The 22,210-nt window shown below is 70.2% G+C and carries 17 protein-coding genes; 14 read left to right on the forward strand and 3 right to left on the reverse strand.

The window, feature by feature from the left end:
* Nucleotides 1-36 precede the first annotated feature (36 nt).
* From KAK03_RS21310 to hslU, 5 genes are all read left to right on the forward strand, one after another.
* Nucleotides 37-1,077 (forward strand): CobW family GTP-binding protein, encoded by a 1,041-nt coding sequence (locus KAK03_RS21310; RefSeq protein WP_210856717.1) that lies wholly within the window; start codon nt 37-39, stop codon nt 1,075-1,077.
* 119 nt (nt 1,078-1,196) lie between these two features.
* Entirely contained in the window at nt 1,197-1,919 is a 723-nt protein-coding gene (dksA, locus tag KAK03_RS21315) for an RNA polymerase-binding protein DksA (RefSeq protein ID WP_247661326.1), read from the forward strand.
* A 35-nt stretch (nt 1,920-1,954) separates the two neighbouring features.
* Nucleotides 1,955-3,640 (forward strand): STAS domain-containing protein, encoded by a 1,686-nt coding sequence (locus KAK03_RS21320; protein WP_210856718.1) that lies wholly within the window; start codon nt 1,955-1,957, stop codon nt 3,638-3,640.
* A 125-nt stretch (nt 3,641-3,765) separates the two neighbouring features.
* Nucleotides 3,766-4,317, forward strand: a complete 552-nt coding sequence (hslV, locus tag KAK03_RS21325; protein ID WP_210856719.1) for an ATP-dependent protease subunit HslV — start codon at nt 3,766-3,768, stop codon at nt 4,315-4,317.
* A gap of 52 nt (nt 4,318-4,369) precedes the next feature.
* Nucleotides 4,370-5,707, forward strand: a complete 1,338-nt coding sequence (hslU, locus tag KAK03_RS21330; RefSeq protein WP_210856720.1) for an ATP-dependent protease ATPase subunit HslU — start codon at nt 4,370-4,372, stop codon at nt 5,705-5,707.
* A 13-nt stretch (nt 5,708-5,720) separates the two neighbouring features.
* Here hslU and KAK03_RS21335 read toward each other — a convergent pair whose 3' ends face one another.
* Nucleotides 5,721-6,833, reverse strand: a complete 1,113-nt coding sequence (locus KAK03_RS21335) for a GGDEF domain-containing protein (protein ID WP_210856721.1) — start codon at nt 6,831-6,833, stop codon at nt 5,721-5,723.
* A 112-nt stretch (nt 6,834-6,945) separates the two neighbouring features.
* Between KAK03_RS21335 and KAK03_RS25145 the strand changes: the two genes are divergently transcribed.
* Entirely contained in the window at nt 6,946-7,779 is an 834-nt protein-coding gene (locus tag KAK03_RS25145; protein WP_247661327.1) for a potassium channel family protein, read from the forward strand.
* Here KAK03_RS25145 and KAK03_RS21345 read toward each other — a convergent pair whose 3' ends face one another.
* Complete coding sequence (locus KAK03_RS21345; RefSeq protein ID WP_210856722.1) at nt 7,780-8,550, reverse strand: type III pantothenate kinase; 771 nt, start codon at nt 8,548-8,550, stop codon at nt 7,780-7,782.
* Between the two features lie 155 nt (nt 8,551-8,705).
* Here KAK03_RS21345 and icmF point away from each other — a divergent pair, with 155 nt between their 5' ends.
* From icmF to KAK03_RS21360, 3 genes are all read left to right on the forward strand, one after another.
* The gene (gene icmF, locus KAK03_RS21350; RefSeq protein WP_210856723.1) at nt 8,706-11,996 is read left to right on the forward strand and encodes a fused isobutyryl-CoA mutase/GTPase IcmF; all 3,291 of its coding nucleotides are present in this window, start codon (nt 8,706-8,708) and stop codon (nt 11,994-11,996) included.
* 176 nt (nt 11,997-12,172) lie between these two features.
* Nucleotides 12,173-14,926 (forward strand): TonB-dependent receptor, encoded by a 2,754-nt coding sequence (locus KAK03_RS21355; protein WP_210856724.1) that lies wholly within the window; start codon nt 12,173-12,175, stop codon nt 14,924-14,926.
* Nucleotides 14,927-15,139: 213 nt separating this feature from the next.
* A complete protein-coding gene (locus KAK03_RS21360; protein ID WP_247661328.1) occupies nt 15,140-17,164 on the forward strand; it encodes a M13 family metallopeptidase in 2,025 nt (674 codons plus the stop codon).
* Here KAK03_RS21360 and KAK03_RS21365 read toward each other — a convergent pair whose 3' ends face one another.
* Nucleotides 17,165-17,428 (reverse strand): hypothetical protein, encoded by a 264-nt coding sequence (locus tag KAK03_RS21365; protein WP_210856726.1) that lies wholly within the window; start codon nt 17,426-17,428, stop codon nt 17,165-17,167.
* A 137-nt stretch (nt 17,429-17,565) separates the two neighbouring features.
* On the opposite strand from KAK03_RS21365, the gene KAK03_RS21370 reads away from it, so the two are divergent.
* The 5 genes from KAK03_RS21370 to KAK03_RS21390 are packed head-to-tail and all read left to right on the forward strand — an operon-like array spanning nt 17,566 to nt 22,067.
* Complete coding sequence (locus tag KAK03_RS21370) at nt 17,566-18,732, forward strand: ABC transporter substrate-binding protein (RefSeq protein WP_210856727.1); 1,167 nt, start codon at nt 17,566-17,568, stop codon at nt 18,730-18,732.
* A gap of 23 nt (nt 18,733-18,755) precedes the next feature.
* Complete coding sequence (locus KAK03_RS21375) at nt 18,756-19,625, forward strand: branched-chain amino acid ABC transporter permease (protein WP_210856728.1); 870 nt, start codon at nt 18,756-18,758, stop codon at nt 19,623-19,625.
* Entirely contained in the window at nt 19,625-20,590 is a 966-nt protein-coding gene (locus KAK03_RS21380) for a branched-chain amino acid ABC transporter permease (RefSeq protein ID WP_210856729.1), read from the forward strand. Before KAK03_RS21375 ends, KAK03_RS21380 begins: the two co-directional genes overlap by 1 nt.
* On the forward strand, nt 20,587-21,357 hold the full coding sequence (locus KAK03_RS21385; protein WP_210856730.1) for an ABC transporter ATP-binding protein: 771 nt from the start codon (nt 20,587-20,589) through the stop codon (nt 21,355-21,357). The genes KAK03_RS21380 and KAK03_RS21385 overlap by 4 nt, the downstream gene beginning before the upstream one ends.
* Before the next feature lie 2 nt (nt 21,358-21,359).
* Nucleotides 21,360-22,067 (forward strand): ABC transporter ATP-binding protein, encoded by a 708-nt coding sequence (locus KAK03_RS21390; RefSeq protein ID WP_210856731.1) that lies wholly within the window; start codon nt 21,360-21,362, stop codon nt 22,065-22,067.
* Nucleotides 22,068-22,210: the final 143 nt, after the last annotated feature.

Genomic DNA, 22,210 nt, shown 5'->3' on the forward strand with positions numbered 1-22,210 from the left:
CCATCTGCCCCGCCTGCCCACCTGATCCCCGACCCCATGTCCAACGGCCTGATCCCCGCCACCATCCTGACCGGCTTCCTCGGCTCGGGCAAGACCACCCTGCTCAAGCGCGTGCTCACCGAGGCGCACGGCCAGAAGATCGCCGTCATCGAGAACGAGTTCGGTGAGGAGAACATCGACAACGACATCCTCGTCTCGGACACCAACGAGCAGGTGATCCAGATGAGCAACGGCTGCGTCTGCTGCACGATCCGCGAGGACCTGCGCTCCACGCTGGCCGACCTGGCGATGAAGCGCCGCAAGGGCGAGCTGCAGTTCGACCGCGTGGTGATCGAGACCACCGGCGTGGCCGACCCCGGCCCGGTGGCCCAGACCTTCTTCATGGACGACGAGGTGGCCGAGAGCTACCTGCTGGATTCGGTGCTGACCCTGGTCGACGCCAAGCACGCCGAGCAGCAGCTCAATGACCGCCAGGAGGCGCGCCGCCAGGTGGGCTTTGCCGACCAGATCTTCATCAGCAAGTCCGACCTGGTCGACGCCGACCACCTGGCCGCGCTGCAGCACCGCCTCAAGCACATGAACCCGCGCGCGCCGCAGCGCGCGGTGCATTTCGGCGAGGTGCCGATCACCGAGGTCTTCGATCTCAAGGGCTTCAACCTCAACGCCAAGCTCGACATCGACCCCGACTTCCTCACCGAGGGCCAGGGTCACGGCCACCACCATGACCACGATCACGAGCACGGCGAGCACTGCGACCACCCCCACCATCACGCCCACGATGACGACGTGAAGTCCTTCGTCTTCCGCAGCGACAAGGCGCTGTCGCCGTCCAAGCTGGAGGATTTCCTGGGCGCGATCGTCCAGGTCTACGGCCCCAAGATGCTGCGCTACAAGGGCGTGCTGTGGCTCAAGGGGAGCGATCGCAAGGTGATCTTCCAGGGCGTGCACCAGCTGATGGGCTCCGACCTGGGGCCCAAATGGGCCCCCGGCGAAGCCAAGACCAGCAAGATGGTCTTCATCGGCATCGACCTGCCACGCGACATCCTGTTGCAGGGCCTGGAAGGCTGTGTGGCCTGATCGTGCGCCCCTCGGCTGCGTTGTCAGCTGCGTTGAAGTGCCGGATCGCTACAATCCGCGCGCCCGAACGTGGCGGTTGCACCACATCCGCCGGGCCAACAGGGGTATAACACCCCTCGATGTTCGAGCGACGTGGCGAGGAGACCAACGTGAGCAAGACCCCGGCCAAGAGCGCCAGCACAGCGGCAGCCAAGAAGCCTGCCGCCAAGGCCCCGGCCGCCGCCAAGAAGGCTGCGGCCGAGCCGGCAGTGCCTGCTGCCCGCCCCAGCGACCGAACCACCGCCCCGCCCGCCGTGTCGCGGGCGAGCTTCTCTGACCGTTTCTCGCCCAAGAAACCTGCCCCCCGGACCGACCCCGAACCGATGACTGCCCTGAAGCCCGCCGCCAAGGCGGACCCCAAGCTGGCCAACGCCTGGAAGACCAAGGCCGGCCGCGACCTGAGCGAGCCTGAGCTGCTGGCCATGCCCGACTCGGAGTACATGAACGACAAGCAGCTGGAGTTCTTCCGTACCCGGCTGCAGGCGCTCAAGGACGACCTGCTCTCCAACGCCGGCGAGACCACCGAGCACCTGCGCGAGGACACCTCGATCGTCCCCGACCCGGCCGACCGCGCCACGATCGAGGAAGAGCACGCCCTGGAGCTGCGCACCCGCGACCGCGAGCGCAAGCTGCTGAAGAAGATCAGCCAGTCGCTGGCCCGCATCGATGCCGGCGACTACGGCTACTGCGACGAAACCGGCGAGCCGATCGGCCTGGGCCGTCTGCTGGCCCGCCCGACCGCCACGCTGTCGCTGGAAGCCCAGCAGCGTCGCGAGCTCAAGCAGAAGATGTTCGGCGACTGATCGCCGGGCAGCGCAGCAGTTCAGGAGCGCCCACCATGGCCAGCCGCGACGAAGGCAAAGGCGTGCTGAGCCGGGTGGTGCGGATGATGTCCTCGCCCACCCGGGAGCTGGTCGGTCCGGGCGCCGACAGCGGCGGCAGCCAGTTCGCCGAGGCCGAGAAGGCCGAGCTCAAGGCGATGATCGAGCGCAAGCGGCGCAACGACTTCGTCCGCAAGCGCGAGCTCAACATGCTGCGCCGCATCCGCCGCGAGGGCCTGACGCCCGAGCAGGCGGCGGCGCTCGACGCCTCGTCCAACATCGACGATTCCGAGGTCCGGCCGACCCAGCCGCCCGGCGGCGCCGACGTCGGCGTCAAGGCCAAGATCGACGCCATCGAGCAGCAGATGGTGGGCAGCGCGCCGCCGGTGCGCCCGGTGCCGGCCCGGCCCGCACCCGCCAGCGCCCGCCGGGTGGACACCGCCAGTCCTGACGGTGCCGCCACCATCCCCGCCGGCATGGTGGTGGACGGCCTGGACGAGAACACCCGGCCGATGATGATGATGCCGGCCGACGAGGCCGCGCTGCGCTCGGCGCCCACGCTGACCGAGGCCGTCGCCCCCGCGCTGCAGGTGCGCCACGGCGACACCATGCCGCTGGTCGAGGTCTCGGAAGTCGTGCACGACCACGACCTGGACGAGGCGGTGATCGCCTTCGCCAACGCCGATTTCGCCCATGCCGAGCGCGCTCTGGTCACGCTGGTCGGCCCGGGCGGCGCCCGCCATGAGAACGCCGAAACCTGGCTGACCCTGTTCGACCTGTACCGCGCCACCGGCCAGATGCAGCGCTTCGAGACCCTGGTCGCCGAGTACGGTCACCGCTTCCAGACCTCGCCGCCGCAGTGGTATTCGCTGCCGCGTCTGGTGGCCGACGCCGCACAGAGCGGCATGCTGGCGCCCCAGCCCAAGGACAGCGAGATCGGCTGGGTCTGCCCGCCCACGCTGGACGCCGCGGCCCTGACCGACCTGACCAGCCGCTGCCTGCAGCTGCCCCAGCCCTGGGTGCTGGACTGGACCGCGCTGCAGCGCGTGCAGCCCGACGCCGCCAACCAGCTGACCCGGCTGTGCCGGGAGTGGGCCGCGCAGCCGCTGCAGATGCGCTGGCTGGCCTCCGACCGGCTGTTCGCGGCGCTGGGCGAAGCAGCGCCGGTGGGCGTGCGCGACGCCGACCCGGGCTTCTGGATGGCCCGCCTGGAGGCGCTGCGCCTGACCAACCGCCCCGACCAGTTCGACGAGGTGGCGATCGACTACTGCGTGACCTACGAGGTCTCACCGCCCAGCTGGGAGCCCAGCCGCTGCGTCGCGCGGGTGGGCAGCTCGGCGGCCAACACCCGCGCCTCGTCGCTGTCGGTGGTGGGCGATGCGGTCACCACCATCCAGGGCGGCGACCACCACCATGGCGTGGCGGTCACCACGCTGGACCTCTCCGGCCAGCTGTCGGGCGACCTGGGCGTGGTGCTCAAGACGCTGGACGCCAAGCTGGGCGGCGCGCAGGTGGTGCGCATTTCCTGCGCGCTGCTGATCCGCGTCGACTTCATCGCCGCCGGCGACCTGCTGAACTGGATCATCGCCCGCAAGGGCGAGGGCCGGCACATCAGCTTCATCGAGGTGCACCGCCTGGTGGCCGCGATGTTCGGCGCGATGGGCATCGGCGAGCACGCGCCGGTGCATCTGCGCGCGGCATAGGGCCCGCACGCGGCCGGCCGGTCGCGCCTGACCTCAGGGCCGGCCCCACCCCAGGCGCCGGCTGGAGGCGGGTTGGCAGCCTGTGACGGTCGGCGGGCCTTGCACTTCCCCTTACCATTTCACCCATGGATTCGTACCACGGCACCACCATCGTCAGCGTGCGACGCCAGCGGCCCGACGGCCGCTGGCAGGTCGCGCTCGGCGGCGACGGCCAGGTCACACTGGGCCACATCGTTGTCAAGGCCAGCGCCCGCAAGGTGCGCCGGCTGCACCACGACCAGGTCCTCGCCGGCTTTGCCGGCGCCACCGCCGACGCCTTCACCCTCTTCGAGCGCTTCGAGGACAAGCTGGCCAAGCACGGCGGCCACCTGGTGCGCGCCGCGATCGAGCTGACGCGCGACTGGCGCACCGACAAGGTCCTGCGCAACCTCGAGGCCATGCTGGCGGTGGCCGACCGCGAGGCCTCGCTGATCATCACCGGCAACGGCGACGTGCTCGAACCCGAACGCGGCCTGGTGGCCATCGGCTCGGGCGGCGCCTATGCGCAGGCGGCGGCGATGGCGCTGCTGGACCACACCACGCTGGACGCCGCGCAGATCGTCAAGCAGTCGCTGGAAATCGCCGGCACGATCTGCATCTACACCAACCAGCACCACACGATCGAGGTGATTGAATGAGTCGCGCACGGTCCTGGCCGCAGGTGGCTGCGCCCAGCGCCAGGAGGGCCCCATGACGATGACGCCCAAGGAGATCGTCTCCGAACTGGACCGCCACATCGTCGGCCAGCAGGCGGCCAAGCGGGCGGTGGCGATCGCGCTGCGCAACCGCTGGCGGCGCCAGCAGGTCGACGAGAAGCTGCGCGCCGAGATCACGCCCAAGAACATCCTGATGATCGGCCCCACCGGGGTGGGCAAGACCGAGATCGCGCGCCGCCTGGCGCGGCTGGCGGATGCGCCCTTCGTCAAGGTCGAGGCCACCAAGTTCACCGAGGTGGGCTATGTCGGCAAGGACGTCGACACCATCGTGCGCGACCTGGTCGAGGTGGCGGTGAAGCAGGAGCGCGAGGCCGCCCTCAAGCGCGCCCGCCTGCGCGCCGAGGACGCCGCCGAGGACCGCATCCTGGATGTGCTGGTGCCGCCGCCGCGCGGCGGCGCCGAGCTGGGCTTTGTCGCGCCGGCACCGGCGCCCGACAACACCGCCCGCCAGGTCATGCGCAAGCGCCTGCGCGAGGGCGCGCTGAACGACAAGGAGATCGAGCTGGAGCTCGCCGAGCCGCGCGCCAGCGTCGACATCATGGCGCCCGCCGGCATGGAGGACATGGCCGAGCAGCTCAAGGGCCTGTTCGGCCAGATGGGCGCCGGACGCAAGACCACGCGCAAGCTGCGCATCCAGGAGGCGCTGCGCCAGCTCGCCGACGAGGAGGCCGCCAAGCTGGTCAACGAGGACGAGATCCGCGCCCGCGCGGTGGCCAACGCCGAGCAGAACGGCATCGTCTTCATCGACGAGATCGACAAGGTCGCCGCGCGCGCCAACACCCAGGGCGCCGATGTCTCGCGCCAGGGCGTGCAGCGCGACCTGCTGCCACTGGTGGAAGGCACCACCGTGCAGACCAAGCACGGCCTGGTGCGCACCGACCACGTGCTGTTCATCGCCTCCGGCGCCTTCCACCTGGCCAAGCCCAGCGACCTGATCCCCGAGCTGCAGGGGCGCTTCCCGATCCGGGTGGAGCTGCAGCCGCTGTCGGTCGAGGACTTCGAGGCCATCCTGGGCAGCACCCACGCCAACCTGATCCGCCAGTACCAGGCGCTGCTGGCCACCGAAGGCGTGACGCTGGAGATCGGCGCCGACGCGATCCGCCGGCTGGCCGAGGTGGCCTTCGAGGTCAACGAGCGCACCGAGAACATCGGCGCGCGCCGCCTGGCCACGGTGCTGGAGCGGCTGCTCGACGAGATCAGCTACGAGGCCCCGGACCGCAGCGGGCAGACGGTGCGCATCGACGCCGAGATGGTGGCCGCCCGGCTGGGCGAGCTGGCGCGCAACCAGGACCTGTCGCGCTACATCCTCTGAGCGCCCGGCCCGCTCAGGCCGCGACGCGCACGCGGTTGCGGCCGTCGTGCTTGGCGGTGTAGAGGGCCTGGTCGGCGCGGCGCAGCCAGTCGTCCACCGTCTCGTGGCGGCCCAGCTGGGCGACGCCGACACTGACGGTGAGTGTGCGCGGCCGGCCGTCGATCAGCAGCGCCGAGCCGGCCAGCGTGCCGCGGAATCGCTCGGTCACCGCCACCGCTTCGCGCAGCTGGGTGTCGGGCAGCAGCAGCGCGAACTCCTCGCCGCCAATGCGCGCCAGCACGTCGTAGGGCCGCACCAGCGAGCGCAGGTGGCTGGCCAGGTGCACCAGCGCCTGGTCGCCGATGTCGTGGCCGTGGTGGTCGTTGATGCGCTTGAAGTGGTCGACGTCGACGATGGCCACCGACAGCTGGCGCCCCTCGCGCCGGGCGCGCTCGCTCTCGTGGCTCAAGGCCTGCAGGAAATGGCGGCGGTTGGCCAGGCCGGTCAGGCCGTCGGTGCCGGCCAGGGTCTGCAGGCGCGCCTCGTTCTCGGCCACCGCGGCCTCCGTCAGCAGCGTCATGGCCACCGCGATCAGCACGCAGGAGATCAGCATCGACAGCATCAGGCCCTCGTGCCAGGCGGCGGGCAGCAGCGCCATGTCCGGATGGGCGGGCCAGCCGACGAGGGCGATGACTGCATAGGCGCCCAGGTTGGCCGCCACCAGCAGCGCGATGCCCCAGCGCTCCTCGGTCGACAGGATGGTGGGCACCAGGATCGCGAACAGCAGGTAATACGCGTGGATGTGGGTGACCGAGCCCTGGCCACCGCCCATGCCCAGCAGCACATCCACCATCGCCAGCAGAATCACGAACCAGCGCGCCAGCGACAGCCGCCGCTGGGCATTGAGCCACCAGGTCAGCGGTGCCAGTGCGGCCGCCGGCAGTTGCCACAGGCCGGAGGAGATCAGCGCCGCATTGCCCGACACCCAGAAGGCCAGGTTGTAGACCACGATGGCCAGCACAGTCATCAGCGCGCCGGCGTTGACCTGCAGCATCTTGCGCCGGGTGGTGGCGCTGTCGTCGGGCCGCACGCCGGCCAGCAGCAGCCGCCAGACCAGGGACGGGCGCGGCGCTGCCGAGGCGGCCATGTCCTGGTTCGATACGGCTGGACCTGCTGCTGGCATCGTGACCACAGCATACGTCGCGGACGCGATTGCTTACCATCAAGCCAGGACCGCAAGGTCGTGCGAAGCTTGCTGGATGTCACGCTGGAGTCTCGATACCCACACGTTTGTCCGCCGCGCCGTGGCCTGGGGCCTGACCGGAGCGCCCCGCGACAACCCGGCCGCCGCCCGCACCGAGCGCCGCTGGCGCTGGCCGGTGCTGCTGGCGCTGTTGCTGACCATCCCGGCCTTCTACGCCGAGCTGCTGAACCAGCACCCCAGCTACTGGGCCGATGCGGCCTACCTGCTGGCGGCTGCGGTGGTGAGCGCCCACCTCTGGCAGGTGGCCCGGCGTTGCCGGCACGCCCCCAGCCACCTGCGCGCCAACCCGACCGACCTGCTGCTGGTGGCCGGCCTGCTGGCGGCGGCGGCGGCCCCCAGCAGCCTGCAGTCCACCCCGGCCCTGGTGCTGCGCATGGCGGTGGCCGGCCTGACCCTGCTGCGCATGGTCTGGACGGTCCAGCACCTGATCACCCGTGGCGGCCTGGCCTACATGCTGCTGAGCGCGCTGGGCCTGCTGCTGGCCTGCGGCTTCGGCTACTGGTGGCTGGAGCCCAGCACCCCCACGCTGGCCGATGGCCTGTGGCTGGCCTTCACCACCGCCGCCACCGTGGGCTATGGCGACATCGTGCCGACCACACCGGCCTCGCGCATCTTCTCGGTGTTCGTGGTGATGCTGGGTTTCGGCATGCTCTCGCTGATCACCGCCGCCATCGCCACCGCCTGGGTCGAGACCGAGGAGCGGCGCCTGGAGCGCGAGTTCCTGCATGAGATCCGCCGGGAGATGGCCGCGATGCGCCAGGAGGTGCAGGCACTGCGCGAGGACCTGGCCCGCGCCCGTGGCGCCGGCGACGAGCCGCCGCCGGGCTGATCAGAGCGCCAGCCGGTGCGACTGGATGTTCAGCAGCCCGTCGAAGATCAGCGACTCCAGCAACTCGTGCGGCATGTCCAGGTAGGGCGCCACCTTCCAGCCGGCGCCGCCGGTGATCAGCACCAGCGGCTCCTCGCCCTGGCTGCGCTCGCGCAGGTGGCGGCGCATCCGCTCGATCGCGCCGGTGATGGCGTAGGTGCCGCCGCTGGTCAGCGCGTCGGAGGTGTTGGCCGGGAAGGGCATGACCTCGCCGGTGGGCACGCGCAGGCCGGCCGTGCCGCTTTCCAGCGCGCGCAGCATGATGCCGTGGCCGGGCAGGATCAGGCCGCCCAGGAAATGGCCCTCGCGGTCGATCGCGTCCACGGTCACCGCGGTGCCGATCATCACCACCAGCGCCGGCCGCGCCGGCCCGCGCGCCAGCACATGGCCGCGCGCGCCGATCATCGCCACCCAGCGGTCGGCGCCCAGCCGGGCCGGGTGGTCGTAGCCGTTGACCAGGCCCGCCTCGCGCGGCGAGGACACCACCCAGCGCGGCGTCAGGTCCCACAGCTCCAGCTGTTCTTCCACGCGGCGGCGCACCGCCTCGCCGGCCACCACGCAGCCCAGCATCGAGTGCGGCGGCGCCAGCTCGCGCCATTCCTTCTCGGCCAGCTCGTCGATCGTCTCCAGGAACACCGCGCCATGGGCCAGCAGCGCCGCGCCCGGCTGGGGCGAGGCGTACTGCGCCCACTTCAGCCGCGTGTTGCCGATGTCGATCGCCAGGAAGCTCATGGGCCGCAGCGTACCAGCGGCATTGCATCGCAGGATTGACTACGGGTAAACCCCGTCTGCGCCAAGCATCCCGCTGTCAGCCACGGCGAAAGCGGACATGGCATCATCGCCGGATTGACGTTTACGTCAACGTCAACCAACGTGACGAGCCTGCCATGACCGACCTCTCCGCCGAACACCGCGCCCTCGCCCAGTACCGCCCGACCCACAAGGTGCGCTTCGTCACCGCGGCCAGCCTGTTCGACGGCCACGACGCGGCCATCAACATCATGCGGCGCATCCTGCAGAACATGGGCGCCGAGGTGATCCACCTGGGCCACAACCGCTCGGTCGACGAGGTGGTCACCGCGGCGCTGCAGGAAGACGTGCAGGGCATCGCCGTCAGCAGCTACCAGGGCGGCCACAACGAATACTTCACCTACATGGTCGAGCTGCTGCGCGCGCGCGGCGGCGAGCACATCCAGGTCTTCGGCGGCGGCGGCGGCGTCATCGTGCCCGAGGAGATCCGCATGCTGTCGCAGCATGGGGTGCGCATCTACAGCCCGGAAGACGGCCAGCGCATGGGCCTGCAGGGCATGATCGGCGAGATGGTGATGCGCTGCGACAAGAGCCTGTCGGCGCATGCGCCCAAGAGCCTGGCCGCGATCCAGGGCCAGACCGAGCCCGCCTGGCGGGCGCTGGCGCAGCTGATCACCGCGCTCGACAACGGCGACGCCGAGGCTGCGATGGTCGACGCGGTGCGCCAGGCCGCAGCCGCCTCCACCGCGCCGGTGGTGGGCATCACCGGCACCGGCGGCGCCGGCAAGAGCAGCCTGACCGATGAGCTGATCCGCCGCTTCCGCCTGGACCAGGACGACCGCCTGCGCATCGCCGTCATCAGCATCGACCCCTCGCGCCGCAAGAGCGGCGGCGCGCTGCTGGGCGACCGCATCCGCATGAACGCCACCGGGCCGTGGCAGAACGGCGCGCGGGTCTTCATGCGCAGCCTGGCCACCCGCGACACCGGCAGTGAAGTGAGCGCAGCACTGCCCGACACCATCGCCGCCTGCAAGGCCGCCGGCTTCGACCTGGTGATCGTCGAGACCTCGGGCATCGGCCAGGGCGATGCGGCCATCGTGCCGCTGGTCGATGTGCCGATGTACGTGATGACGCCCGAGTTCGGCGCCGCCAGCCAGCTCGAGAAGATCGACATGCTGGACTTTGCCGAGCTGGTGGCGATCAACAAGTTCGACCGCAAGGGCGCCGCCGACGCGCTGCGCGACGTGGCCAAGCAGGTGCAGCGCAACCGCGAGGCCTTCACCGTCATGCCCGAGCAGATGCCGGTCTTCGGCACCCAGGCCGCGCGCTTCAACGACGACGGCGTCACCGCGCTGTACCAGGCGCTCAAGGAGCGACTGCAGGCCAAGGGCCTGGCGCTGACCGAGGGCCGGCTGCCGCGCGTGGACACCCGCCACAGCACCCACCAGACCCCCATCGTGCCGCCGGCGCGCGTGCGCTACCTGGCCGAGATTTCCGACACCGTGCGCGGCTACAAGGCCCGCGCCCGCGCCCAGGCGCGCCTGGCGCGCGAGGTGCAGCAGCTCACCGAGACCGCGCGCATGCTGGCCGAGGACAGCACCGAGAAGAACGGTGCGCGCAACACCGTGCTGGCGCTGGCCGAGCAGCGCGCCGCGCGCCTGCAACCCGACGCCCGCCAGCTGCTCGCCCAGTGGCCCGACATGGTCAAGGCCTACGCCGGCAGCGAGTACGTGGTGAAGATCCGCGACAAGGAGATCCGCACCGCGCTGACCCACACCACGCTCAGCGGCAACACCATCCGCAAGGTGGCGCTGCCGCCCTACGAGGACCACGGCGAGATCCTGAAGTGGCTGATGCTGGACAACGTGCCCGGCAGCTACCCCTACACCGCCGGCACCTTCGCCTTCAAGCGCGAGGGCGAGGACCCGACCCGCATGTTCGCAGGCGAGGGCGACGCCTTCCGCACCAACCGCCGCTTCAAGCTGGTCAGCGAGGGCATGCCGGCCAAGCGCCTGTCCACTGCGTTTGATTCGGTCACGCTCTACGGCAATGACCCCGACGCCCGGCCCGACATCTACGGCAAGGTGGGCAACTCGGGCGTGAGCATCGCCACGCTGGACGACATGAAGGTGCTGTACTCGGGCTTCGATCTGTGCAGCCCCACGACCAGCGTCAGCATGACGATCAACGGCCCGGCGCCGTCGATCCTGGCGATGTTCATGAACACCGCGATCGATCAGCAGATCGACAAGTTCAAGGCCGACAACGGCCGCGAGCCCACGCCCACCGAGGCCGCCAAGATCCGCGAGTGGGTGCTGGCCAATGTGCGCGGCACGGTGCAGGCCGACATCCTGAAGGAAGACCAGGGCCAGAACACCTGCATCTTCTCCACCGAGTTCTCGCTCAAGGTCATGGGCGACATCGCCGAGTACTTCGTGCACCACGACGTGCGCAACTTCTACTCGGTCAGCATCAGCGGCTACCACATCGCCGAAGCGGGGGCCAACCCGATCAGCCAGCTGGCCTTCACGCTCAGCAACGGCTTCACCTTCGTCGAGGCCTACCTGGCCCGCGGCATGCACATCGACGACTTCGCGCCCAACCTGAGCTTCTTCTTCAGCAACGGCATGGACCCGGAGTACACCGTGCTGGGCCGCGTGGCCCGGCGCATCTGGGCGGTGGCGATGAAGGAGAAGTACGGCGCCAACGAGCGCAGCCAGAAGCTGAAGTACCACATCCAGACATCGGGACGCAGCCTGCACGCGCAGGAGATCCAGTTCAACGACATCCGCACCACGCTGCAGGCGCTGATTGCGATCTACGACAACTGCAACTCGCTGCACACCAACGCGTTCGACGAGGCGATCACCACGCCCACCGAGGATTCGGTGCGCCGCGCGATGGCGATCCAGCTGATCATCAACCGCGAGTGGGGCCTGGCCAAGAACGAGAACCCCAACCAGGGCGCCTTCATCATCGACGAGCTGACCGAGCTGGTGGAAGAAGCGGTGCTGGCCGAGTTCGAGAAAATCGCCGAGCGCGGCGGCGTGCTCGGCGCGATGGAGACCGGCTACCAGCGCAGCAAGATCCAGGAAGAGAGCATGCATTACGAGATGCTCAAGCACACCGGCGAGTACCCCATCATCGGCGTCAACACCTTCCGCAACCCGAAGGGCGATCCGGTGCCCGAGCACATCGAGCTGGCCCGCTCCACCGAAGAAGAAAAGCAGAGCCAGCTGCAGCGCCTGGCCGACTTCCATGCCCGCCACGCCGACGAGGCCCCGGTGCAACTGGCCCGGCTGAAGCAGGCGGTGATCGAGAACGGCAACGTCTTCGAGGTGCTGATGGACGCGGTGCGCTGCTGCAGCCTGGGCCAGATCACCAGCGCCCTCTTCGAGGTGGGCGGTCAGTACCGGCGCAGCATGTGAGGCCGGCACCCCCGGGGAACCCCGGAGCAGTGTTTCGTTAGGGCGACACTCGCCCGCAACACACCAGAAACTGCTTGGCAACACCCCGGGGTGCACTCCGAGAATCGGCGGCTTGAACCAGGCGCCCGGTCATGAGCCGGCCGCCTGGGCCCCTCGTCCCGACCCACGGAGGATCCATGTTCCATCGCACCCCTTTGGCGGCCAGCCTGGTCCTGGCCATTGGCAGCGGCCTGCTCGGTACCGCCGCGCAGGCCCAGACCGCCACCGACACCCAGCGTGTCGAGGTCACCGGCTCGTCGATCAAGCGCCTCGCCTCTGAAACGGCGTTGCCGGTCACGGTCATCAGCCGCGAGCAGATCGAGCAGTCCGGCGCGGTCAACGTGGAGGACGTGCTGCGCCGCGTCGCCGCGATCTCCGGCCTGGTGTCGGACAGCACCCAGGGCGCCGGCTACGCCACCTCCAACGCCAACATGCGCAGCCTGGGCCCGAACAGCACGCTGGTGCTGCTCAACGGCCGCCGCCTCGCGGGCCACCCCTTCGGCTCGATCGGCGGCTCGGTGGCGGTGGACCTGAACAGCATCCCCTTCGCCGCGCTGGAGCGCATCGAGGTGCTGCGTGACGGCGCGTCGGCCATCTACGGCACCGACGCCGTGGCCGGCGTGATCAACTTCATCACCCGCCGCGACTACGACAGGGGCGAGATCTCGCTGCGCTACGGCGACACCGAGGCCGGCGTGGGTGGCCGCGAGACCGGCGTCTCGGTCGCCTACGGCCTGGGCAACCTGGGCACTGACAAGTTCAACCTGCTGGTCACCGGCAACGTCAAGAAGCAGACCCGCATCAAGGCGGTGGACCAGGGCCTGTACCTGCGCCACGCCACCGAGGTGCCGGGCTCGCTGCCCCCCACCTCCTACCGCGCCTTCCCGGGCCGCCTGATGGATGTGGGCATCACCCCGGGCGCCTACGACAACCCGGGCGCCAACATGGCGGCCTGCGACCCGGTCAACTCGGTGGTCCAGGACACCGGCAACCTGGCGCCCAACGGCGTGGACACCATCAAGCGCTGCCGCGCGATCTACGCGGCGCTGGTGGACAACCTGCCCGACAGCACCAAGTCCGACCTCTTCACCCGCGGCACCTTTGCGCTGGACAGCAACACCACGCTGTTCGCCGAAGCCTCGTTCGCGCGCAACCACACCATCGGCCGCGTCGCGCCCACGCCGATCAGCGGCGACGCGATGAAGGTGCTGCCCAACGGCAACTACCCGAACGTGCTGATGCCCACCAGCAGCCGCTACTTCCCGCTGGCGCTGCTGACGCGCCTGGGCTTCACCGCGGCCGACTGGGACCCGGATGGCGACGGCTTCGCCGAGATCGCCACCCGCTCGCTGGACATGGGCAACCGGGTCAACGACAACACCAACGAGCAGCTGCGCCTGGTCACCGGCGTTTCGGGCCTGTGGAACCAGTGGGACTACGACGTCGGCCTGAGCGTGGCCCAGGCCCGTGGCACGCTGAACTACAGCGGCTACCTGCTGCAGGACCCGTACCTGGCCGCGCTGCGCAGCGGCAACGTCAACCCCTTCGGCCCGAACGACGCCACCGGCCAGCAGCTGCTGAAGGACGCCTCGCTGGTGGGCGTGGTGCGCAAGTCCAAGAGCACCGTGATCGGCGTGGACGCCAAGATGAGCCGCGAGATCGGCCGTCTCGCCGGCGGCGCGATGTCGCTGGCCCTGGGCACCGATGTGCGCCAGGAGAAGGCCGACGACCGGCCCACCAACGCCGACTACTCGGCCGGCGCCCACATCGGCGGCGAGGGCTCGGTGCCGCGCACCTCGGCCAGCCGCAAGGCCTATGCGCTGTTCTCGGAACTGGCCATGCCCTTCATGAAGGAGGTCGAGCTGACCGCCGCCGCGCGCTACGACAAGTACAGCGACTTCGGCAGCAGCTTCAACCCCGCACTGAAGCTGCGCATCCAGCCCGACCGCAGCTGGATGGTCCGCGCCAGCGCCGGCACGGGCTTCCGCGCGCCCACGCTGTGGGACGTCAACAGCCCGACGTCCAACACCAACACCGCCGACGTGCAGGTCGATCCGAACTGCCCGGCCGGCCACGCCGACGATCCGCGCTGCGAAACCCAGTTCAACGTCAAGCTGACCAGCGACCCCAACCTCAAGCCCGAGAAGAGCCGCCAGTTCTCGGTGGGCGTGGTGCTGGAGCCGGTGCGCGACATCAGCATGGCGCTGGACTACTGGTCGATCCGCAAGAGCGACCAGATCGGCGTGATCTCGGGTGACCAGCTGATGAGCGACCCGGCGCTGTACGCCAAGTACGCCGCCACCCGCATCACCCGCACCACCGACGGCTTCATCTCGTCGATCTCCACCCCGGTGGAGAACCTCGGCGGCCTGCGCACCTCGGGCTTCGACCTGGACGTGCGCGCCGGCTTCCGCCTGGGCGAGTACGGCAAGCTGGGTGTGAGCTTCGCCGGCACCTACATCAGCGTGTGGGAGCAGCAGAACGGCAAGGGCTCGGCCTACAAGAGCTATGTGGGCGTGTCCACCGGCGGCGTGCAACCCATCCCGCGCTGGCAGCACACGCTGGGCTTCGACTGGAGCCTGGGCGTGTGGGGCGCCACGCTGGAGAACACCTTCGTCAAGGGCTGGACCGAGTCCGCGGCGGTGGTGGATGCCAACCTGGGTGTCGCCCAGCCCTACAACGTCAACGACACCACGCGCTGGAACCTGGCCGTCAGCTACAAGGGCTTCAAGAACACGCGCCTGGGCCTGGGCGTGCGCAACCTGCTGGACGCCGAGCCGCCGTTCGTCGCCTCGTCGAGCTACGGCTCGCACTCGGCGGGCTTCGCCGGCTCCTTTGCCGATCCGCGTGGCCGCTTCTGGTACCTGACCGCGTCCTACCAGTTCAAGTGATCGGCCGCGGGCAGCGCCCGCGCTGACCTGAAACGCCAAGGGGCTCCCACCGGGAGCCCCTTGTTCATGGCGGTGCCGGGCCAACCCCGAGCAGGCCGGGCCGGGCGTCGGGGCAGAATCGACGCTTTTCGTGACCGGCCGCCCCACCCGGGTGGCTGGTTGGTGCCGGCGGCCTGATCGGGCCGCTGGCGGTATGGCCCAGGAATGATCCCGATGCTGAACTCTCGCGTGCGAACCCTGTCGCTGCTGCTGGCCCTGGCCGTGGCGACCCCGGCGCTGACCGCCGCTCCCCGCTCCGGCCTCGACAGCGCCGCTGCCGACCGCGCCGTGCGTCCCCAGGACGACCTCTTCCGCGCCGCCAACGGCCAATGGCTGCGGCGCACCGTCATCCCGGCCGACAAGCCCGAGTTCGGCACCTTCGTCGAACTTGGCGAGAGCTCCGACCAGCAGGTGCGCGCGATCATCGAGGAGATGGCCGCGCGGCGCGATCGGGCCCAGGGCCTGGAGGCCCAGATCGGCCACACCTACGCCGCCTTCCTGGACACCGCCGCGATCGACCGCGCCGGCCTGGCCCCGGTGCGTCCGCTGCTGGCCGAGGTCGATGCGATCGACTCGCCCAGCGCACTGGCCAGCTACCTGGGCCGCCAGGTGGCCGGCTCGGTCAGCCCGATCGGGCTCGGGGTTGAGGCCGACTTCAAGAACCCCCAGGTCTACCGCCTGCTGACCTGGCAGGGCGGCCTGGGCCTGCCCGAGCGTGACTACTACCTGAACCAGCGCGACCCCCGCATGGCCCAGGCCCGCGCCGCCTACCTGCGCTACCTGGGCGTGCTGGCGCGCGCCGCGGGCGAGCGCCAGCCGGCCGCGGCCGCGCAGCGCGTCTACGCGCTGGAGCGCCGCCTGGCCGAGCTGCACTGGGAAAGCGCCGAGCTGCGCGACCCGGTCAAGATGTACAACCCGGCCACCCCGGCCGAGTTGCCCGCCAAGGCGCCGGGCTTCGACTGGGCGGCCTTCCTGCAGGGCGCGGGCACGCCGGCGCCGGCCTCGGTGATGCTGTCGCAGCCCAGCTTCGTCACCGGCGCGGCCAAGCTGCTGGCCGAGCAGCCGCTGGCCGACTGGAAGCTCTACGCCAAGCTGCACCTGCTCGACGACCTGGCGCCGGCCCTGCCCAAGGCGCTGCGCGACGCGCACTTCGCCTTCCACGGCAAGGCCATCAATGGCACCCAGAGCCCGCGCCCGCGCTGGCAGCAGGCGGTGCGCCAGGTCAACAGCGCGCTGGGCGAGGGCGTGGGCCAGCTCTATGTGGCGCGCCATTTCCCGCCCGAGCACAAGGCCAAGATGCTGCGGCTGGTGAACAACCTGCTGGCCGCCTACAAGGACTCGATCGACCAGCTGTCGTGGATGTCCCCCGAGACCCGCGTGCAGGCCCAGGCCAAGCTGGCCAAGTATGCGGTGAAGATCGGCTACCCCGAGCGCTGGCGCGACTACAGCGGTCTGGAGGTGCGCCCGGGTGACGCGCTGGGCAACCTGCGGCGCGCCGCGCAGTTCGAGTGGGCGCGTCAGGCGCGCAAGGTCGACCAGCCGGTGGACCGCAGCGAGTGGGGCATGACGCCGCAGACCGTCAACGCCTACTACAACCCGATGGCCAACGAGATCGTCTTCCCGGCCGCCATCCTGCGCCCGCCCTTCTTCGACCCCGAGGCCGATGACGCGGTCAACTACGGCGCGATCGGTGCGGTCATCGGCCACGAGATCAGCCACGGCTTCGACGACAGCGGCAGCCAGTTCGACGGCGATGGCGCGCTGCGCAACTGGTGGACCGACGCCGACCGCCAGGCCTTTGACGCCCTGGGCCAGCGCCTGGTCAGCCAGTACAGCAGCTACCAGCCGCTGCCCGGGCGCTCGCTCGACGGCAAGCTGACGCTGGGCGAGAACATCGCCGACCTGTCGGGCCTGCAGGTTGCCTACAAGGCCTACCGGCGCTCCCTGGGCGACCAGGCGGCGCCGGTGATCGACGGCCTCAGCGGCTCACAGCGCTTCTTCCTGGGCTGGGCGCAGGCCTGGCGCGAGAAGACCCGGCCCGAGCGCACGCTGCAGCTGCTGGCCACCGACCCACACTCGCCGCCCGAGTACCGCGCCAATGGCGCCGCGGTGAACCACGACGGCTTCCACGACGCCTTCAGCACCCGCTCGGGCGACAAGATGTGGAAGGCGCCGGACGAGCGGATCCGGATCTGGTGATCAGCGGCTGGCCGCCGACGCGGCCGGCAGCAGCGTCACATTGGCCTGCCCACCGATGCAGTTCTGGGTCTGGCCGGCCTTGCAGGGGGCGGGCGTCACGCCCGGGATCACGCGCGGGTGGGCGCCCGGACGCAGCAGCAGCAGGCTCCACAGCGCCACCACCACCGCCACGGTCAGGGCGATGATCTTCAGGCGCTGGCGGCGGTTGATGGGTCGGAACTTGTCGACCTGGGGGACCGGCTGGGTGGGCTGTTCGGGCGGCATGCGCCGATTGTCCGCCATGCCGGACGGCGATAGCAGCTATCGGTCGGCCATGCCGTCCGCTGCGGGTGGACCCTAGGGCCGGGGCGGGCGGGCGCTGCCCACAATCGGCGCTCCCCTCGCCTGACAGGAGTGCCGCCATGACCCGTCGTCGCCATCTGATCGCCCTGGCCTGCGCCACCGCGTTGGCCGCCCCACTGAGCGCCCATGCCCAGGCCGACACCGTGAAGATCGGTGTGATCCTGCCGATGACCGGCCAGAGCGCGTCCACCGGCAAGCAGATCGCCGCCGCGATCCAGCTGTTCCAGGCGCAGAACGGCAAGAAGGCCGGCGGCAAGACGGTCGAGGTGCTGATCAAGGACGACGCCGGCGTGGCCGACAACACCCGCCGTCTGGCCCAGGAACTGGTGGTCAACGACAAGGTGGTGGCGCTGGCCGGCTTCGGCCTGACGCCGCTGGCGCTGGCCACGGCGCCGATTGCCACGCAGAGCAAGACCCCGATGGTGGTGATGGCCGCGGCCACCTCGGCCATCACCGAGGCCTCGCCCTACATCACCCGCACCAGCTTCACGCTGCCGCAGGCCGCGGTGGCGATGGGCGACTGGGCGCCGAAGAACGGCATCAAGAAGGTGGTGACCCTGGTCACCGACTACGGCCCCGGCAACGACGCCGAGAAGTACTTCAGCGACCGCATCCTGCTCAACAGCGGCCAGGTCCTGGAGAAGCTGCGCACCCCGCTGCGCAGCCCCGACTTCGCCCCGGTGCTGCAGAAGGTGCGCGACGCCAAGCCCGACGCGCTGTTCGTTTTCCTGCCCTCGGGCCAGGGGGCGCAGTTCATGAAGCAGTTCGGCGAGCGCGGCCTGGACAAGGCCGGCATCAAGCTGATCGGCACCGGCGACATCACTGATGACGATCAGCTCAATGACATGGGCGACGTGGCGCTGGGCGTGGTCACCACCCAGCACTACTCGGCCGCCCACCCCAGCCCGATGAACAAGAGGTTCGTCGCCGACTTCCAGGCCATGCACAAGTTCCGCCCCAACTTCATGGCGGTGGGCGGCTGGGACGGCATGCGCCTGCTCTACAACGGCCTCAACGCCAGCAAGGGCGCCGGCAACGACGCGCTGATGGCGGCGCTCAAGGGCCAGGTCTTCGAGAGCCCGCGCGGCCAGATCCTGATCGACGCGCAGACGCGCGAGATCGTGCAGGACATCTACACCCGCCGCGTCGAGAAGAAGGACGGCCAGCTGTGGAACGTCGAGTTCGACGTGCAGAAGTCGGTCAAGGACCCCGGCAAGACAAAGTGAGCCGCAGCGGCTGATCGCGCGCCATGCTGACCCTGCTGTTCGACGGCATCGCCTACGGCATGCTGCTGTTCGTGCTGGCGCTGGGGCTGGCCGTGACGATGGGGCTGATGAACTTCATCAACCTCGCGCACGGCGCCTTCGCGATGGCCGGCGGCTATGTGCTGGCGGTGCTGATGCAGCACCACGGCTGGCCCTTCCTGGCCTGCCTGCCGGCGGCCTTCGTCCTGACCGCGCTGGCCGGCGCGCTGGCCGAGCGCCTGCTCTACCGCCACCTCTACGGCCGCCCGCACCTGGACCAGGTGCTGTTCTCGATCGGCCTGACCTTCATGGCGGTGGCGGCGGTGGACTATGCGGTGGGCTCATCGCCGGTGACGATCCAGACCCCCGAGTGGCTGCGCGGGCGCTTCGAGTTCGGCGAGGGCGCCTGGCAACTGGGCATGGGCCACTACCGGCTGTTCGTGATCGCGGTCTGCCTGGTGCTGGCGCTGGCGCTGCAGGCGGTGCTCAGCCGCACCCGCTTCGGCAGCCGGCTGCGCGCCGCGGTGGATGACCCGCGCGTGGCCGCCGGCCTGGGCATTCCGGTCGACCGCGTCTTCCTGCTGACCTTCGCGGTGGGCTCGGGCCTGGCCGGCCTGGGCGGCGCGCTGGGCGCGGACCTGCTGGGGCTGGAGCCCAGCTTCCCGCTGAAGTACATGGTCTATTTCCTGATCGTCTGCGCGGTGGGCGGCACCAGCTCCATCACCGGCCCGCTGCTGGCCGCATTGCTGCTGGGCTGCGCTGACGTGCTGGGCAAGTACTACGTGCCCAAGCTGGGCGCCTTCATCGTCTATGTGCTGATGATCGCCATCCTGCTGTGGCGTCCGCAGGGCCTGTTCACGCGGGAGAAGCGCTGATGAGCGATCTGTCCGCCCGGCTGCTCGCCCCGGCCCGCTGGAAGCCCTGGGAGCTCGCGCTGTGGGTGCTGATCTGGGCCGCACCGATCGCGCTGCCCCAGCATGCCGCGCTGATCAATGACATCGCGATCACGGCCCTCTTCGCGCTGTCGCTGGACATCGTGCTGGGCTATGCCGGCATCGTATCGCTGGGCCATGCGGCCTTCTTCGGCGTGGGCGCCTACGGCGCGGCGCTGTTTGCCAAGCACCTGCACCCCGACCCGCTGCTGGGCCTGGCGGTGGGCGCCGCATTGGCCGCGCTGCTGGGCGCGCTGACCAGCCCGATGATCGTGCGCGGCACCGACCTGACGCGGCTGATGGTGACCATGGGTGTGGCCGGCGTGCTGTACGAATTGGCCAACAAGTTCGACGGCCTGACCGGCGGCGCCGACGGCCTGCAGGGCGTGCTGATGGGCCCGCTGCTGGGCCAGTTCGAGTTCGACCTGGGCGCGCGCGTGGCCTCGTTCTACTCGCTGGCGGTGCTGTTCGTCGTCTTCGTGCTGGTGCGGCGGGTGCTGCAATCGCCTTTCGGCGTCTCGCTGGAGGCGCTGCGCGACAACCGCCTGCGCCTGGCCAGCGCCGGCATGAGCGTGCAAGGGCGGCTGGCCGTGGCCTACACGCTGGGCGCCGCGCTGGCTGGCCTGGCGGGTGCGCTGCTGGCGCAGACCACCGGCTTTGCGTCGCTGGACGTGCTCGACTTCCACCGCAGCGCCGACATCATGCTGGCGCTGGTGATCGGCGGCGCCGGCTGGCTGTGGGCCGGCCTGGCCGGCGCGATCGCCTTCAAGGTGCTGCACGATGTGCTGAGTGCCTTCACCGCCCAGTACTGGACCTTCTGGATCGGCGCTTTCCTGGTGCTGCTGATGCTGGTGGGCCGCGACCGGCTGCTGCGGCCGTGGCGCTGGTTCAGGAAGGGCAACGCATGAACGATGTGGTTCTGCAGACCCACGGCCTGGTGAAGCGCTTCGGCGGCATCACGGCCACCAACAACGTGTCGATGACGCTGCGGCGCGGCGCGCGCCATGCGCTGATCGGCCCCAACGGCGCCGGCAAGACCACGCTGATCAACCAGCTCACCGGCGTGCTGCCGCCCACCGAGGGCCGGGTGGAACTGGGCGGCCAGGACATCACCGCGCTGCCGGCGCACCGGCGCGTGGCGCTGGGCCTGGTGCGCACCTTCCAGATCAACCAGCTGTGGCCCTCGCTGACGCCGGCGCAGAGTCTGGCGCTGGTGGTCAGCCAGCGCCTGGGCCGCTCGCGCCGCTGGTGGCGGCCGCTGGGCGCCGACGACACCGTGCTGGCCGAGGTGGCCACGCTGCTGGCGCAGTTCCACCTGGACGAGCAGGCCCACCGCGCCACCCGTGAGCTGCCGTACGGCAAGCGGCGGCTGCTGGAGATCGCGCTGGCCGTGGCCCTGCAGCCGCGCGTGCTGCTGCTGGACGAACCCGCTGCCGGCGTGCCTGCGGCCGAGCGCGGCGAGATCCTGGCCACCGTGGCCGCGCTGCCGGCCGATGTGAGCGTGCTGCTGATCGAGCACGACATGGACCTGGTCTTCAGCTTCGCCACCACGATGACGGTGCTGGTCAACGGCACCGTGCTGACCGAGGGCACGCCCGAGGCGATCGCCGCCGACCCGCAGGTGCGCGCCGTCTACCTGGGCGATTCGATGGCCGGTATCCGGCCGGGACACTGAGCATGGCTGCGCTGCTGGACGTGCAACACCTGACCTGCGGCCACGGCGAGGCCGTGGTGCTGCAGGACGTCTCCTTCACCCTCCCCGAAGGCCGCTCGCTGGCGCTGCTGGGCCGCAACGGCACCGGCAAGACCACGCTGATCGACACGCTGGCCGGCGCCGCGCGCCGCCACGCCGGCACGATCACGCTGGCCGGTCAGGCGCTGCACGCCCTGCCCTCGCACCGCCGCGCCGCCGCCGGCATCGGCTGGGTGCCGCAGGAGCGCAACATCTTCAAGTCGCTCACGGTGCACGAGAATCTGACCGCAGTGATGCGCCCCGGCCCCTGGTCGCCCGAGCGCGTGTACCAACTCTTCCCGCGCCTGGCCGAGCGCCGCCAGAACCTGGGCACCCAGCTCAGCGGCGGCGAACAGCAGATGCTGGCCTTCGCCCGCGCCTTGGTGCTGAACCCCAAGCTGCTGCTGCTCGATGAGCCGCTGGAGGGCCTGGCGCCGATCATCGTGGAAGAACTGCTGCGGGCGATCCGCCGTGTCGCCCGCGACGAGGGCCTGCCCTCGATCGTGGTGGAACAGCACCCGCAGATGGTGCTGGGCGTCACCGACGACGCCATCGTGCTGGACCGCGGCAGCATCGCCTACCGCGCCACCAGCGAAGCCTTGCTGGCTGACCCAACGCCGCTGGATGCGTGGTTGGGGGTCGGGCAGCACTGAGGCGGCTCCTGCCCGGAGCGCCCGTTGGTCTGACTGCGTCGGTGTGGTGCGGCGTGCGAGGGGGAGTTCGCTTGTCCTCATGTCCCCCGGCCTGCGGCCTCCTCCTTGACTTCGGCCAAGCGAACTCCCCCTCACCCGCTACC

This window comes from Ideonella alba (assembly GCF_018069845.1).
GTDB lineage: Bacteria > Pseudomonadota > Gammaproteobacteria > Burkholderiales > Burkholderiaceae_C > Ideonella > Ideonella alba.